This window comes from Hoyosella rhizosphaerae (assembly GCF_014643175.1).
GTDB classification, from domain to species: Bacteria; Actinomycetota; Actinomycetes; order Mycobacteriales; family Mycobacteriaceae; genus Lolliginicoccus; species Lolliginicoccus rhizosphaerae.
In genome coordinates this window covers 33,799-49,613 of the sequence record NZ_BMJH01000001.1, presented here as the reverse complement: position 1 = coordinate 49,613, position 15,815 = coordinate 33,799, and the positions used below count along the sequence as shown (strand labels likewise).

The following is a 15,815-nucleotide window of genomic DNA, read 5'->3' as shown; positions in this document are numbered from 1 at the left end:
GTACTCTCATCGAATGGTGAGTGTAGCCAGCACCACCAACCGGATTTCGCACCTGAAATCGGGCTTCCGAGGTACAGGCAGTGACACAGCAATAAAGGAGTGGCTGGTTGAAACGCATCGTAGTCGCAACGATCGCTATCGTTGCCGCACTAATCGCAGGCATCCCCGCTGCGCAAGCAAACCCGTCGAGGACGGTGCTCGGCGGAGGGTCCGGCATTATCGTAGGGGGCGACTTCCTGTGCTCACTCACCACAATTGGTCGAGATAACGCTGGCCGCCTAGTTGGGTTTACCGCAGGCCACTGTGGTCCACCCGGTTCATCAGTGCATGCCGAAGAAGCCACTACCCTCGGAGCGGTTGGCACCATCGTTCGGGTCAATCCAGCACTCGACTACGCCGTAATTCAGTTTGACGAGAGCCGCGTGAGTCCCACACGGACTGTTGGAAACACAACAATCACTGGCGTCGCTGGCCCTGCACCGTTCCCTGAATTCGTGTGCAAAGAAGGACGAAGCACCGGTCACACCTGTGGCGTGAACCTCTTTGTAGACCAACTGTTTTCAGAGCAGTATGGATTTGTCTGCATCACCGAAGGTGACTCAGGTGGCCCCATCACCTCAGGAAACAACGTCATCGGCATTGTGTCCGCATATTTCTTCATCCCGTGCATCGGACCCCACGTCAGCATCAACATGGATGCCGTAGTCGCAGACGCTAACTTCGCAGGTGGCGTCGGCGCAGGCTTCCGCCCGATCTAAGAGCACGCTCCCCGATTTACGCACAAACGAGGTGTGCCCCCCGCTGACATAAGCGGGGGGCACACCTCGTTGAGTAGAGAAGTTATGCAGTCTCGGTGATGGGGCGATCCACCCAGCTCATCAAGCCGCGCAGCTTCGAACCAACAACCTCGATGGGGTGTTCGGCGTTTTCCTTGCGGAGGCCTTCAAGTTCCTTGTTGCCACCTTCAACATTGGCGACGAGGCGCTCGACGAACTTGCCGGAGGTGATGTCAGCGAGGATTTCTTTCATCCGAGTCTTGGTGTCAGCGTCGATGACACGCGGGCCGGAGAGGTAGCCACCGAACTCGGCAGTGTCGGACACTGAGTAGTTCATGCGGCCGATTCCACCCTCGTACATGAGGTCGACGATGAGCTTCAACTCGTGGAGGCACTCAAAGTAGGCGATTTCAGGTGCGTAGCCAGCTTCGATGAGAACCTCGAAGCCTGTCTGTACGAGCTTCTCGGTGCCACCGCAGAGTACGGCTTGCTCGCCGAATAGGTCAGTTTCGGTTTCTTCAGCGAACGTGGTCTTGATGACGCCTGCACGAGTGCCACCGATTGCCTTGGCGTAGGAAAGGCCAAGTGCAAGACCTTCACCCTTGGGGTCTTGTTCGACGGCGACAAGCGCAGGAACGCCCTTGCCATCTGAGAACTGACGACGCACGAGGTGGCCTGGGCCCTTGGGAGCAACCATGGCAACGGTGACGTTAGCCGGTGGCTTGATGAGGCCGAAGCGGATGTTAAGGCCGTGTCCGAAGAAGAGGGCGTCGCCGTCTTTCAGGTTTGGCTCGATGTCATTGCTGTAGATCGATGCCTGCGCGGTGTCAGGGGCGAGGACCATGATGACGTCGGCCCAGGCTGCAGCTTCTGCTGGGGTGAGGACCTTGATGCCCTGCTCCTCAGCCTTGGCCCGTGACTTCGACCCTTCCTGTAGGCCAACGCGAACATCGACACCGGAGTCGCGGAGGCTCAAGGAGTGCGCGTGCCCCTGGCTGCCGTATCCGATGACGGCCACCTTACGGCCCTGAATGATGGAGAGATCGGCATCATCGTCATAAAAGATCTCGACGGCCACGTGATAGTTCCCTTCTTCGCTTTTGACAAGCCCGACGAGTGTCGGGCCTGCAGGTCGTATGTAGTGCCTAAGTAACAACTACCTACTCTGGGTTAAGAGGCTAGCGTGTTGCTGTAATGGATTTGGGACCGCGCCCTAGAGCCACGATGCCAGACTGCACGAGTTCACGGACGCCGTACGGTTCGAGAACTTTCAGAAGCGCCTCAAGTTTGTCTTGGGTGCCTGTCGCCTCAATGGTGAGTGATTCCGGCGAAACGTCCACGATTTTGGCGCGGAACAATTCTGCAGCTTCGACAACCTGGCTCCGTACCGTCGCGTCGGCTCGCACCTTGATGAGAACTAACTCGCGCGCAACGGAAGCTGTCGGGTCCTGTTCAACGATCTTGAGGACGTTGATCAGTTTGTTGAGTTGCTTGGTGACTTGTTCAAGCGGCTGGTCGTCAACGATGACCACGATGGTCATGCGTGAGATGCCCTTGATTTCGGTTGGCCCAACAGCGAGAGACTCGATGTTGAATCCGCGGCGAGAAAAGAGCGACGCGACTCGGGCGAGAACGCCTGGCTTGTCCTCGACGAGAACGCTAAGTGTGTGACTTGTTCTCACTGTGAGTCGGCCCCTTCTGAATCTGCCTTGGATTGTGCTGCGCGGTGCGCTACGGCTTGGTCTTCGGTTTGCATCACCTGATGGATCACAGCCGGTGTGTCACCAGCGGCTTCATCGTCATCGAACAGTGGGCGGATGCCGCGTGCAGCCATGATTTCGTCATTGCCAGTTCCCGCCGCAACCATCGGCCACACCTGGGCGTCTGCCCCGACAATGAAGTCAATGACGACAGGTCGGTCGTTGATTTCCTGTGCCTTCTTGATGGCTGGGATGACGTCTTCTTCTTTGTCCACGCGGATGCCGACACAGCCGAGCGCTTCGGAAAGCTTGACGAAGTCCGGAATGCGCAGCGAGTGGGTGGACAAGTTGGTGTTGGAGTAGCGCTCTTCGTAGAAAAGCGTCTGCCACTGACGGACCATGCCGAGGTTGCCGTTGTTGATCAGAGCGACCTTGATCGGCACGCCTTCGATCGCACAGGTGGCGAGCTCTTGGTTGGTCATCTGGAAGCAACCGTCACCATCAATTGCCCACACTTCAGTGTCGGGCATTCCCATCTTGGCGCCCATGGCCGCAGGAACTGCGTAGCCCATCGTGCCAAGGCCACCTGAGTTGAGCCAGGTGCGGGGCTTTTCGTATTTAACGAACTGAGCTGCCCACATCTGGTGCTGTCCAACTCCGGCCACGTAGACAGCGTCAGGTCCGGCGAGTTTGCCGAGCTGTTCGATGACGTATTCAGGCGATAGTGATCCATCGCTCTGAGGTCCGTAGCTGAGTGGGTACGTGTTTCGGATGCCGTTGAGGTATTCCCACCAACCAGTGAGATCAGGGGTGCGTCCTGATGAGCGGTCAGAACGAATCACCTCAGTGAGTTCGGAGATGACTTCCTTGCAGTCGCCCACGATGGGAACGTCTGCGTGGCGGTTCTTACCGATTTCAGCCGGATCGATATCGGCGTGGATGATCTTGGCGAACTGCGCGAAGGTCGTGAGTTTGCCTGTCACGCGATCGTCGAAGCGTGCGCCCAGGGTGATGAGGAGGTCGCTCTTCTGTAGCGCTCCCACTGCGGCGACAGTGCCGTGCATGCCTGGCATGCCAAGGTTGAGGTCGTGGCTGTCGGGGAAGGCGCCGCGTGCCATCAGCGTGGTGACTACAGGGATTCCAGTGAGTTCTGCAAGTTCAAGGAGTTCCGCTGATGCGTCAGCCTTGATCACGCCGCCACCCACGTACAGGACGGGGTGCTTCGCTGCGGCGATGAGGCGTGCGGCTTCTCGGACCTGCTTGCCGTGCGGCTTGGTGACCGGACGGTAGCCAGGAAGATGCATCTCCGGGGGCCAGGTGAACGTCATTTGGCCTTGCAGGAGGTCCTTAGGAATGTCGACCAAAACCGGTCCGGGGCGCCCAGTCGCGGCAAGGTGAAATGCTTCAGCCATGACGCGAGGGATGTCGTCGCCCTCAGTGATCAGGAAGTTGTGCTTGGTGATCGGCATAGTGATACCGGAAATATCGGCTTCCTGGAAACCGTCCGTACCGATCAATGGGCGTCCCACCTGCCCGGTGATCGCCACCATGGGAACTGAGTCCATGTAGGCATCAGCCAGTGGGGTAACAAGGTTGGTTGCCCCTGGGCCGGACGTCGCCATACAAACGCCGACCTTGCCTGTTGCCTGCGCGTAGCCGGTAGCGGCGTGGCCTGCACCCTGCTCGTGGCGGACCAAGACGTGGCGTACCTTGCGTGAGTCCAACAGCGGGTCATAGACGGGCAAAATGGCCCCACCTGGAATACCGAAGACAATGTCGGCGTGTAGTTCCTCTAGGGACCGTACAACGGCTTGAGCGCCGGTCATCTTCTCAGGTGTACCGGGGCGGGTGCTGGGCAGGTTCGCAGGTGTGGCACCTGTTCCTGGCTCGTTTTGGGCACCACCGGCGTCACTGCTCTGACCCGCGGGTGTCTGTCCCGCGGCGAGATGTCCTGGCTGCGGGCCTGGCGTTGGCCGTGCTGTCGGTGCACTCACTGCAAGTTCCTCTGGCTAGTTCGGGCTATCGTCTGTTTGGTGCGTCTGTCTGGCGCGTCTGGCTTGTGCCCAAGTGAAGAATCCTTTTACAGATCCTACCTACGGGCACTAAAAAACCCCCGCTCGCAGGTCTCTGCGGAACGAGGGTGCGCGTCGTATCTTGCGGGTATCTCGCCGAACTAACTAAATCGGCACCAACTAAGCGACGACGCGCTTGTTGACTACGAGTACCCGAATCTGATTCACGCATCCGACGCTAATCAAGACCTGCGTCTGACGTCAAACGAATCAGCCGCAATTCCCACACTATGAGAGATTTGCTGCGGGATGCAAGGATGGATGTGTGCCGAAAGCAAAGCCCCAAAACCCGCAAGCGCGAACCATTCGCATCTCACGTCTGACTTTACTTGGCGTCCTCTTACTCGCGTGCTGTATCGCATTTCTGGCCGCTGCCGAGCCATTCCTGTTTGGCTGGCTGCTAGCAGTGCCCATATTCCTCGCAGTGTGGATCCTGCGAGTACAGACTAGGGTATCTGAGACTGCGCTCCAATTACGAACTCTATTCAGAACACGTACTGTGTTGTGGGACGAAATCCAAGGGTTAACCTTCCCCAAGTATCGTTCCGCCCGAGCCGTTCTAACGTCCGGAGACCAGGTACCCCTCCCGACCGTGACGTTTGAAGACTTGCCCAAGATCACACCCTTGAGCAACGGCCGCATCCCTGACATCGAGGCTTCGCTGCAGGCAGAGCGTCAAGAACAGCGCGCGCGTTCGACGCCGCCGCAGGAAAAACACTCTAAGTAAGACCACCTCCCCCGTTCCGCTACGGCAGTCAGCCCGCTGCTGCACACCACACGAGGTCACGACCTATGCCCCCATTGAGATCCCGCACCACCACGATCGGCCGAAACGCTGCCGGCGCCCGCGCACTCTGGCGCGCCACCGGAATGACGGATTCCGACTTCGGCAAACCCATCGTGGCCATCGCCAACTCGTATACCCAGTTCGTCCCGGGCCACGTCCACCTCAAGAACCTCGGTGACATCGTCGCGGAAAAGATTCGCGAAGCCGGTGGAGTGCCCCGAGAGTTCCACACCATCGCCGTCGATGACGGCATCGCCATGGGACACAGCGGCATGTTGTATTCGTTGCCGAGCCGAGAAATCATCGCCGATTCAGTTGAATACATGGTCAATGCCCACACCGCCGACGCATTGGTGTGCATCTCGAACTGCGACAAGATCACCCCAGGCATGCTCAACGCGGCGATGCGACTCAACATCCCCACCGTGTTTGTCTCCGGCGGACCGATGGAAGCTGGCAAGGCCGTTGTCGTTGATGGAGTGACGCACGCACCAACAGACCTCGTCACCGCCATTTCCGCTAGCGCAAACAGCGCAGTTGCCGACGAAGGTCTTGACGAAGTCGAGCGCTCCGCTTGCCCCACATGCGGGTCATGCTCCGGCATGTTCACTGCAAACTCGATGAACTGCCTCACCGAAGCACTCGGACTTGCGCTACCTGGCAACGGTTCCACCCTGGCTACGCATGCAGCCCGTCGCGCACTATTCGAACGGGCCGGAACTGTCATCGTCGACGCAGCAACTCGGTACTACCGCGACGGCGACGAATCCGTTCTACCTCGCAACATTGCGACACCCGCAGCGTTCCGCAACGCCATGGCCCTTGACGTCGCAATGGGGGGATCAACAAACACCGTTCTGCACATTCTCGCTGCCGCAGAAGAAGGCGAAGTGCCGTTCAAGCTCGAAGACATCGACGAAATTAGCCGCCATGTGCCCTGCCTGGCCAAGGTGTCCCCCAACTCCGACTACCACATGGAGGATGTGCATAGGGCTGGTGGAATCCCCGCCATCCTGGGTGAATTGCGGCGCGGCGGGCTTCTTGACACCACCACGACAACAGTCCACGCATCAAGCCTCGGGCAATGGCTGGACGACTGGGACATCAGGTCAGAGACTGCGACCGACGAAGCAAAAGAACTGTTCCACGCCGCTCCCGGCGGAGTCCGCACGACAGAACCGTTCTCCACGGACAACAGGTGGTCCTCACTCGACACAGATGCCTCTGGCGGGTGCATTCGCGACATTGAGCATGCCTACACCCAGGACGGCGGGCTCGCTGTTCTACGTGGAAATCTCGCCCCCAACGGTGCCGTCGTCAAGACGGCTGGCATTGACGAAGCACTGTGGCGATTCCAGGGCCCGGCGCGCGTCGTTGAAAGTCAGGAAGAAGCCGTTTCTGTCATCTTGCAACGAGTGATTCAGCCCGGAGAGATCATCGTCGTCCGCTACGAAGGCCCCGCGGGCGGTCCTGGTATGCAAGAAATGTTGCACCCCACAGCATTCCTTAAAGGCGCCGGACTTGGGGCGAAGTGCGCGCTCATCACTGATGGACGCTTCTCGGGTGGGACGTCAGGAATCTCGGTGGGGCACATCTCCCCCGAGGCCGCTGCGGGAGGCGCAATTGGACTTGTGGAGGATGGCGACGAAATCCTGATCGACATTGCCTCCCGAACACTACAGCTTCTCATTTCGGATGAGGCTCTTGCTGAGCGTCGATCCAAGATGGACGCCAGTGAGCGTCCTTGGCAACCCAAGGACCGACAGAGGCCAGTCACCATGGCGCTACGGGCGTACGCGGCACTTGCTACATCAGCAGACCGCGGGGCAGTGCGCGAAGTGAAGTAACCCGGAAGTGAAGTAATAAAGTGCGGTAACAAAAAAATTGATGGTGGACACCAACATGGTGTCCACCATCAATTTGTATCGCTGGCTTCAAAAACCTTGCTACGAAACTTGGCCGACTATTGGAACACGCCTGTGAGCACAACCCACGCAGCGATCCCGCCAATCAAGCCGAGCACGATCAACACACTGGCACCCCACCGTGGGCGTACAGCCCACTTGGCGTTGCGTTCCAAACTCATCCGCCCTGGTCCGGTAAACGCAAGCGCCACCGCCCCGATGCCGAGGATCGTCGCCAATTCAAGCGCAGGGGTACCGATTCCATCAAGAGCAGCGCGTGCGCCTTGGTGCGCAATCCATACGTTGATCATCGCGGCAAACGCCACAGCAGCACCCAGCGGAGTAGCCAGCCCCAGAACAATCAGAGCGCCGCCACCGATCTGGGCACTCAACACGCTAATCGCGACGATGTTCGCGTAGTCGTAACCAGCCGAGGCAAACAGCGCCTCAAATCCGTCCACACCAAGCCCACCGCCATCACCGATAAGGTGTCGCACACCGTCAGTGATGAGCGCACCACCAATGAGAAGTCGCATGATGAACAGCCCAAAATCGAGTGTCCCCCGGCGGGCTTCCACTGGTGGCGCCGCCGGAACCATCACCGGTTCCTGAGCATATTCCTGCTGATAGTTCTCGAAAGCCTGCGACGGCGGCGCGTCATATTCTGAGGCGACATACTGTGGCGCAGTATTTTCGTACGCAAAACCGCCATCAGCTGATGGATCGGGGCGTTTCAGAATCTCGGTGTGCCTGCTGCTGTACGCCTGTGCAGGTTCGGATGACGCACTGACCGGAATCTGTTCCGTCGCAGCACTAGTTGTGCTCTCTGGTGCGTCACTGGAAAATCCTGGCGCTGCATCGTCATAGTTCGCTGCCGATGGGCGAGGTGGCCGTCCCCTTGTGACGTGTTGGCTAGGAGCCGCAGTCGGCGGTTCGGGCTGATACTCAGGACTGCGGGACCACGCAAAACCCGGGCTGGTATCAGCCGAATCTGCAGCTGAATCCTCAGCCTCGCCCGCCGCATTGATGTCGGCTATGTTCATCGCCTCTGTCCGCTCAGCCGGAGACTCAGTCGGCTGTCCGACAGGGATCTGTTCGGTCTCGTGATCGAAAGGACTTGGGGCTGCCCCGGTCTCATCGTTCGATTCTGACGCCTCCGCGTCGTCGCGCTTGTCGGTCATAGTGACAGCCTAGGACGAACACTCGTACAAACGCGGATATCACTCTGGGCGCGCCCTGCAAGCATCCGGTGTTTTCCATTACGTTGGTGTCCATGGTTGGGTTAAAAACGCGATCACCACGCACACACTCGTTGGTGGTCGGTGCGGGGATGGTGGCTCTTGTTGTCGCGGCATCCAGTTGTGCCCGATTCGATGATTCTCTCGCATCGCCTTTTGAGCCCGAACCGACCGCAGGCGCATACGCGCATATCCAACCCAGCGAACCCGAAGACGAAGACTCGGACGAAGAACGGGAAATCGATGGTCCGTGCGTGGACCCCGACCCAGCCGTTATCGCGACGTGTTTAGAACCAATTTCGGGTGTGACCGTCCTTCCCGCCGGGGATGCTGCCCTCGCCGCTGAGCGTGTGACAGGGCGCATCCTGCTTGTTGGCCCTGACATCGAGCCTGAGGAGTTTGTCCAGATCCCCGTCGACAGCTCCGGCGATGGAGGACTGCTCGATATCGCACTGTCGCCGACATTTGCTGAAGATCGACTGCTTTACGCCCTTATCACCACTCCGAGTGACAATCGGGTAGTTCGTATCACCCCTGGTGATGTCCCCAAGGTGGTCTTGGCGGGCATCCCACGTGGACAGACGGGCAACCAGGGGTCGTTGATGTTTGAACAGGCGGGAACACTGCTTGTTCGCACAGGGGACGCGGGCAACGCCGCAAGTTCCGCGGACCCGGCTTCGCTGGCTGGAAAAGCCTTGCGAGTGGGGGCGTTAAACCCCGACGGTTCGGACCGTCCCGTCATCGTTGCCAGCGGTCTTCGTGGTACCGGTGGGGCCTGCGTTGATCCGGTTTCCCAAACGGTGTACGTGACAGAGAGTTCACTGGCTGGTGATCGGTTGGTGCGCGTCAGTAGTGACGGCAGCACGGAGGCGTTGTGGTCGTGGACTGACGGTGAGGGCGCCGGGCATTGCGTCGTTGTAGGAACTGACATTGCGGTGGTTTTATCTCAGGGTGAGGCTGTCAGCTTCTTAACCCGGGACGACGACACCGGGCTCATCTCGGGCGACCCTGCCATGGCTGCCGAGGGCCGCTTCGGCAAACTGCATGGTGCTGCGCTCGGACTGGGCGGAGAGATCTGGTCAGGCACAATCAACAAGGCCAGCGGAGACCCGGGCGAGACTGATGATCGTGTTGTACTTATTCCAACAGATGGCGGCGGCGGTGCTGTGGGGCCTGACTAAGCGAACGACCACCGGTGCCAAAAACCACCGGTGCGGGACCGCTACAGCGTGGTTAGCGATGTAGCGGCCCACAAATCACGAACCGATTACTGGCACTTCTCAATGATCAGTTCCCGCACACGTCCAGGATCAGCTTGGCCCTTAGTGGCCTTCATTACCGCGCCAACGATGGCGCCCGCAGCCTGAACTTTGCCGCCCTTGATCTTCTCCACAATGCCAGGGTTGGCGGCCAGTGCGTCGTCCACAGCCTTTTCAAGGACCGAATCATCGCGCACGATTTCAACGCCCCGGCTCTTCATCACATCAACTGGTTCGCCCTCGCCTGCGAGCACACCATCGACTACTTCGCGGGCAAGCTTATTGTTGAGCTTTCCGCTTGCAACGAGTTCAACCACCGCTGCTACCTGAGTCGGCGTGATCGCGAGGTCAACCAGCGAAACGCCCTCGATGTTCGCTTTTTGAGTCAGGTAAGAAACCCACCATGACCGTGCGGCATCCGACGGAGCACCCGCATCAACGGTGGCGATGATGAGCTCGACCGCGCCCGCGTTGACGATGTCCCGCATGACCTCATCTGAGACGCCCCATTCGGTTTGAATGCGGGCCCTGCGAAGCCACGGCATTTCGGGAAGCGTGGCGCGCAGTTCTTCAATCCAACCTGTGTCAGGTTCGATTGGCTGCAAGTCTGGGTCCGGGAAGTACCGGTAGTCGTCGGCCGTTTCCTTCTTGCGACCCGGACTAGTGGTGCCATCTGCTTCCTGGAAGTGCCGCGTCTCCTGGATGATTTCACCGCCACCTTCGAGAACTGCGGCTTGCCGACGCATTTCGTACCGGACGGCCACCTCAACGCTCTTCAGGGAGTTGACGTTTTTCGTTTCGGTTCGCGTCCCAAATTCTTCCCGACCGTGGGGACGAAGGGACACGTTGGCGTCACACCGGAGCGAACCCTGGTCCATTCGCACATCCGACACGTCGAGCGCCTTGAGGAGGTCTCGTAGCGCCGTCACGTAGGCGCGAGCGACCTCTGGGGCCCGCGCCCCAGCACCTTCAATCGGTTTGCTGACAATCTCGATGAGCGGAACACCCGCACGGTTGTAGTCCACCAGTGAGTGGGTGGCACCTTCGATTCGGCCCGTGTTGCCACCCATGTGGGTGAGCTTTCCGGTGTCCTCTTCCATGTGCGCGCGTTCGATATCAACGCGGAAAACCTCACCAGTGTCAAGAACTACATCGAGGTAACCGTCAGACGCAATGGGTTCCTCGTACTGGGAAATCTGGTAGTTCTTCGGCTGATCAGGGTAGAAGTAATTCTTGCGCGCAAACTGGCTCCACGGCGCGATGGAGCAGTTCAGTGCCAAACCGATCCGGATCGCCGATTCGACGGCCGCCTTGTTTACGACAGGCAACGCGCCCGGAAGCCCAAGGCACACGGCACAGACCTGAGTGTTTGGTTCGGCCCCAAATGTTGTGGGACACGGGCAGAACATTTTGGTGGCCGTGTGCAGCTCTACGTGCACTTCCATCCCGAGCACTGGGTCGTATGTTTCCAGAACATCGTCGTAGTCGAGTGGTTCCACCGAGCGTGCGTCGAAGTCAGCATCAATCCGGGGGCTTGCAGTCATGTCGCACAGTCTATTCGTTGTCGGGCCCACAACTAGACACTGCTCGTGGGCGATGGCGTACGTAAATTGTTTGTTCTTGCTTAACCGAAGAACGCGGCCGCTTCGTCGTAGCGATGCTGCGGAACGGTTTTGAGATGGTCGACAGCCTCGGCGAGTGTCACAAGCTCCACCTCTGTCCCCCGAAGCGAGACCATGTTTCCAAACTTTCCTTCGTGCGCAGCATCAGCTGCGTGGATACCAAATCGGGTGGCGAGAACACGGTCGAATGCGGTGGGGGTACCACCTCGCTGAACGTGACCCAGCACCGTTGTGCGCACCTCTTTGCCGAGGCGCTTTTCGATCTCGTCGCCTAACTGCTGAGCAACGCCGGTGAACCTCTTGTGCCCAAATTCGTCGATGCCGCCTTCACGGAGGGTCATCGACTCGGGTTTCGGTGAGGCACCTTCTGCCACCACACAAATGAAGTGGCTGTCACCGCGCTGAAAGCGTCGCTTAACCATTGCGCACACTTCGTCAACATCGAATGGCTGCTCAGGTATCAAAGTGAGGTGCGCTCCGCCTGCTAGTCCTGCGTGAAGCGCGATCCAACCCGCGTGGCGTCCCATTACCTCGACAAGCATTACTCGTTGGTGCGATTCAGCTGTCGTGTGCAGTCGATCGATCGCTTCGGTGGCCACAGCCAATGCCGTATCGAACCCAAACGTGTAGTCGGTGCACGCGATGTCGTTGTCGATCGTTTTCGGCACCCCCACCACAGGGACTCCCGATTCGGACAACCAATGGGCCGCCGTCAACGTGCCCTCACCGCCGATCGGGATGAGGACGTCGATACCGTTGTTATCCAGAGTTTCCTTAATGCTGTCGAGGCCTTCGCGCAGCACAGTTGGGTTGACCCTCGCGGTACCAAGCATGGTTCCACCACGGGCAAGGACTTGATCTACACGATCGTCGAACCGCAAACGCTGTTTGCGGTCTTCGAGCAAGCCTCGCCACCCGTCGCGGAACCCAACGACAGTGCTGCCGTACCGAACCTCGCTGGTCCGCACAACCGCACGGATCACCGCATTCAATCCCGGACAGTCACCACCACCGGTGAGTACTCCAATGCGCTTCAAGCTCACCTCCGGTTTTCGACTAGCAGCACTTTCGTCACGTCGCTTGGTTAGACAGCAGCAGGGTGTGGTCCCCTCGCTGCCTCATACGCTGCGCCAACCCGATACAGCCGCTCGTCAGCCAACGCTGGAGCCATAATTTGCAGGCCGACGGGAAGTTCGTCATCTGGTGACAAACCAGCGGGAACAGACATCGCGCAGTGCCCCGCGAGGTTCGTGGGAAGTGTGCACAAGTCCGACAGGTACATGGCTACCGGGTCATCAACTTTCTCCCCCAGCTTCCACGCTGTGAACGGACTGGTGGGCGCTACGAGAACATCCACCTTTTCGTATGCCTGTTCGAAATCGCGAGCAATGAGTGTTCGTACCTTGAGCGCCTGGCCGTAGTAGGCGTCGTAGTATCCGGCCGACAGCGCATAGGTGCCGATCATGATGCGACGCTTAACCTCAGCACCAAAGCCGGCGGCGCGGGTTTCCGCCATGATCTGTTCGGTGCTCTTAGTTCCGTCGTTGTCCACCCTCATGCCGTACCGCATGGCATCAAAACGGGCGAGGTTCGACGACACTTCACTGGGCAGAATGAGGTAGTACGCCGCGAGTGCATAAGTGAAGTGTGGGCACGAAACCTCAACCACTTCGGCGCCAAGGCTGCGCAATGTTTCTACCGCGGCGTCGAAAGTGCTGAGCACCCCAGCCTGGTATGAATCCGAATGCAGTTCCTTGACTACGCCTACACGCACACCTTTGAGGTTGCCGAGCGCACCTTCACGAGCGGCCTGAACAACGGGGCGCACTGGTTGATCAATCGATGTTGAATCTCGCGGATCGTGGCCTGCAATCACCTCGTGAAGCAGCGCGGTGTCGAGAACTGTGCGACCACACGGACCACCCTGGTCGAGCGACGACGCACACGCAACAAGACCGTATCGAGACACCGTCCCATATGTCGGCTTTACACCCACAGTTGCTGTCATTGCAGCAGGTTGCCGAATGGAGCCGCCGGTGTCGGTTCCAATGGCGAGCGGTGCCTGCTGTGCGGCCAACGCCGCTGCTGAGCCCCCACCAGAGCCACCAGGAATACGATTGTCGCCCCACGGATTAACTGTTGGTCCGTAGGCCGAATTCTCAGTCGATGAGCCCATCGCGAACTCATCCATGTTGGTCTTACCCAGGATGGGGATACCGGCCGAACGCAGTTTTGTGGTGACCGTCGCGTCGTACGGCGGCACCCACCCTTCCAGCATCTTCGAGGCGCACGTAGTGGGCATGTCACGAGTGGTGAACACGTCTTTTAGCGCGAGTGGTACTCCAGCTAGTGCTGATGCGGGCGCTTCCCCGTTGCCCAGCGCAGTGTCGACAGCGCGCGCAGAATCGAGTGCTGACTCGTTACCCACGTACAGAAACGCGTTGTACTTGTCATCAACAGCATGAATCTGGTCAAGATGAGCCTGCGTCACTTCGACTGCTGACACTTCACGCCGGTGAATCAAGTCAGCCAGACCGGACGCGGTCATAGCGGTGAGATCAGTGGTCACTGTTCTTCCCCCAAAATTTGTGGAACAGCGAAACGGCTACCGCTCACTTCGGGGGCACCAGATAGCGCTTCCTCGAGGGTGAGGCCCGGCTTAATGCTGTCCTCACGCCACACATTTGCCGTCGCCGCTGGATGCGCGGTGGCGGGCACATCGTCAGCCGCAACCTCAGTGACGGCTTTAACGTGGCTAAGAATTGAATCGAGCTGGCCCGCGAACTCATCAAGTTCGCTAGCAGTCAGCGCGAGCCTGGACAGCCGTGCGAGGTGTGCAACCTCGTCACGGGAGATAGCAGGCATGTCAGGCACTGCACAGGCCCCTTTCCGGAGGGATCACGATAGCGGACTTGACTAGACTAGCCGCAACGACGCTTACCTCCCACCCCGGCCGACACGCACTGGAGTCCGCTCTACTCCTTACGTTGCAACCATGGCGCTAAACGCGCTGTGACGAACGGCAATACCGCAAACACCATCACTGGGGTGACAGCAACCGTCACGATCAAGGTCGTCAACACGACATTGACATCGGCGAGGTATGGAAGAAACAGGAAGTTCATCAGCAGGCTTACCGGAAAAAAGCCAAGCCAGATTGTCACAGCTTGTTTCCACCGTGGTGGCGCGAGCGGAGCTTTGGTCGGCTGTTGGGATTCCGCCGGTACCGCCGACATCATTGGGTCGAACCAGCCCTCAATTCCTGTGCGCTGGTGAACCGCCGCTTCCTTGGAGAAGAGTCGGCCATGCGCGAACCAAGCGCCACGCAAAGGCGATTGAAGCCAACTCTGGAGAGCACGATCGTCGGAGAATCGGTACTGAACGTGGTATCGATGCTTGTTTGTCGACGATCTCACCCAGCCCGCACCGAGGAACCCTGGAAAAGTGCGCGCCAGTGAAATTCCAGCCTCTGTCCACTGGACAAAGTCTTCTTCGCGTTCTGCGTCTACGTCGCGAACTACCGAAGTGGTAACTGTCGGTGCAGGAACACCACTAAGGTGGGTGCGCAGACCTTTGGGTTGGGTCGGCGGCGTCGCGGCGAGCCTGGTGTGACTCATATGAATTGCCATGGTCATAGTTTCGCTGGTCCATATTTCGGGTAGTTAGCCTCATGTGAACGCTGTGTCACATCTGCTTCCGCACATGTGTCAGGTGTTGCCAGTAGGTTGGATTAGGGCGAAAAGTATGAAGTTCGGCGCGTGAACTTGGCTCGCCACGGTCTCGACGAAAGGTGCACAATGTCGTATTTGTTGCGGGTGCAACTGCCTGATCGGCCCGGTAGCTTGGGAGCACTCGCGCTCGCATTGGGGTCTGTTGGCGCTGACATCATTTCGCTCGACGTCGTCGAACGCACCACGGGCATGGCTGTAGATGACCTCGTTGTTGAGATGTCCCCAGGTTCCCTCCCCGATACCCTGATCACCGCCGCAGAAAAGCTTGAGGGTGTGCGAGTTGACTCAATTCGCCCCTACGCAGACATGCTCGATACACACCGTGAACTCGAGTTGATCGATCAAGTCGCGATGGCATCTACAGACCGTATCCAAGTTGTCGTCGACGGCGCTCCGCGTGTCCTCCGGGTCGGGTGGGCCACCGTGATCGCGCTGGGCCCCAACGGTGCTTACCGGGTTGCTGCTAGTTCTGGCGCACCCGAATCCCGCCCTGCCGAGGTTCCGTGGCTGCCGTTGAAGCGCCCCGCCATGCTCGACGGTGAGGCTGATTGGGTGCCTGAGCTGTGGAAAGACATGGCAACGTCCCTAGCTGCCGCACCGCTAGGCGCAAAAGAAATGGCACTGGTCCTCGGGCGCCCGGGCGGACCAGAGTTTCGACCTTCTGAAGTGGCCCGACTTGGCTACCTCGCTGGCATCATCGGCACCATTTTGTTGTGATCACAACTC

General features: G+C 59.0%; 14 protein-coding genes. 5 read left to right on the top strand and 9 right to left on the bottom strand.

The genetic code is table 11. The annotated features are described in order from the left end of the window. Positions 1 to 107 precede the first annotated feature (107 nt). The gene (locus IEW73_RS00225) at positions 108 to 758 is read left to right on the top strand and encodes a chymotrypsin family serine protease (protein ID WP_188669630.1); all 651 of its coding nucleotides are present in this window, start codon (positions 108 to 110) and stop codon (positions 756 to 758) included. A gap of 82 nt (positions 759 to 840) precedes the next feature. Here the strand turns inward: IEW73_RS00225 and ilvC are convergent, their stop codons facing one another. The 3 genes from ilvC to IEW73_RS00210 form a co-directional block, all read right to left on the bottom strand. Beyond that, on the bottom strand, positions 841 to 1,854 hold the full coding sequence (ilvC, locus tag IEW73_RS00220; RefSeq protein WP_188669629.1) for a ketol-acid reductoisomerase: 1,014 nt from the start codon (positions 1,852 to 1,854) through the stop codon (positions 841 to 843). Positions 1,855 to 1,954: 100 nt separating this feature from the next. Then, positions 1,955 to 2,458 (bottom strand): acetolactate synthase small subunit, encoded by a 504-nt coding sequence (gene ilvN, locus IEW73_RS00215; protein WP_188669628.1) that lies wholly within the window; start codon positions 2,456 to 2,458, stop codon positions 1,955 to 1,957. Beyond that, entirely contained in the window at positions 2,455 to 4,470 is a 2,016-nt protein-coding gene (locus IEW73_RS00210; RefSeq protein ID WP_188669627.1) for an acetolactate synthase large subunit, read from the bottom strand. Before IEW73_RS00210 ends, ilvN begins: the two co-directional genes overlap by 4 nt. A 343-nt stretch (positions 4,471 to 4,813) precedes the next feature. Here IEW73_RS00210 and IEW73_RS16675 point away from each other — a divergent pair, with 343 nt between their 5' ends. Together IEW73_RS16675 and ilvD are read left to right on the top strand one after the other, a co-directional pair. After that, complete coding sequence (locus IEW73_RS16675; RefSeq protein ID WP_188669626.1) at positions 4,814 to 5,275, top strand: PH domain-containing protein; 462 nt, start codon at positions 4,814 to 4,816, stop codon at positions 5,273 to 5,275. Between the two features lie 65 nt (positions 5,276 to 5,340). Further along, positions 5,341 to 7,182: a dihydroxy-acid dehydratase gene (ilvD, locus tag IEW73_RS00200; RefSeq protein ID WP_188669625.1), complete on the top strand. Its 1,842-nt coding sequence runs from the start codon at positions 5,341 to 5,343 to the stop codon at positions 7,180 to 7,182. A gap of 116 nt (positions 7,183 to 7,298) precedes the next feature. On the opposite strand, the gene IEW73_RS00195 is transcribed toward ilvD, so the two are convergent. Then, positions 7,299 to 8,420 carry a DoxX family membrane protein gene (locus IEW73_RS00195; RefSeq protein ID WP_188669624.1) on the bottom strand — a complete coding sequence of 374 codons (1,122 nt, stop codon included), beginning with the start codon at positions 8,418 to 8,420 and terminating at the stop codon, positions 7,299 to 7,301. A 92-nt stretch (positions 8,421 to 8,512) separates the two neighbouring features. On the opposite strand from IEW73_RS00195, the gene IEW73_RS00190 reads away from it, so the two are divergent. Next, complete coding sequence (locus tag IEW73_RS00190) at positions 8,513 to 9,658, top strand: PQQ-dependent sugar dehydrogenase (protein WP_188669623.1); 1,146 nt, start codon at positions 8,513 to 8,515, stop codon at positions 9,656 to 9,658. A gap of 86 nt (positions 9,659 to 9,744) precedes the next feature. Here the strand turns inward: IEW73_RS00190 and gatB are convergent, their stop codons facing one another. The 5 genes from gatB to IEW73_RS00165 form a co-directional block, all read right to left on the bottom strand. Next, positions 9,745 to 11,280: an Asp-tRNA(Asn)/Glu-tRNA(Gln) amidotransferase subunit GatB gene (gene gatB / locus IEW73_RS00185; protein ID WP_188669622.1), complete on the bottom strand. Its 1,536-nt coding sequence runs from the start codon at positions 11,278 to 11,280 to the stop codon at positions 9,745 to 9,747. Between the two features lie 80 nt (positions 11,281 to 11,360). Then, on the bottom strand, positions 11,361 to 12,395 hold the full coding sequence (locus tag IEW73_RS00180; RefSeq protein ID WP_188669621.1) for an ATP-dependent 6-phosphofructokinase: 1,035 nt from the start codon (positions 12,393 to 12,395) through the stop codon (positions 11,361 to 11,363). A 47-nt stretch (positions 12,396 to 12,442) separates the two neighbouring features. Further along, complete coding sequence (gene gatA / locus IEW73_RS00175) at positions 12,443 to 13,927, bottom strand: Asp-tRNA(Asn)/Glu-tRNA(Gln) amidotransferase subunit GatA (RefSeq protein ID WP_188669620.1); 1,485 nt, start codon at positions 13,925 to 13,927, stop codon at positions 12,443 to 12,445. Then, a complete protein-coding gene (gatC, locus tag IEW73_RS00170; protein WP_188672619.1) occupies positions 13,924 to 14,223 on the bottom strand; it encodes an Asp-tRNA(Asn)/Glu-tRNA(Gln) amidotransferase subunit GatC in 300 nt (99 codons plus the stop codon). The genes gatA and gatC overlap by 4 nt, the downstream gene beginning before the upstream one ends. A 110-nt stretch (positions 14,224 to 14,333) precedes the next feature. Then, entirely contained in the window at positions 14,334 to 14,987 is a 654-nt protein-coding gene (locus tag IEW73_RS00165) for an antibiotic biosynthesis monooxygenase (RefSeq protein ID WP_229675617.1), read from the bottom strand. A 168-nt stretch (positions 14,988 to 15,155) separates the two neighbouring features. Between IEW73_RS00165 and IEW73_RS00160 the strand changes: the two genes are divergently transcribed. Beyond that, on the top strand, positions 15,156 to 15,806 hold the full coding sequence (locus IEW73_RS00160; protein ID WP_188669619.1) for an ACT domain-containing protein: 651 nt from the start codon (positions 15,156 to 15,158) through the stop codon (positions 15,804 to 15,806). The last annotated feature ends 9 nt before the right edge of the window (positions 15,807 to 15,815 follow it).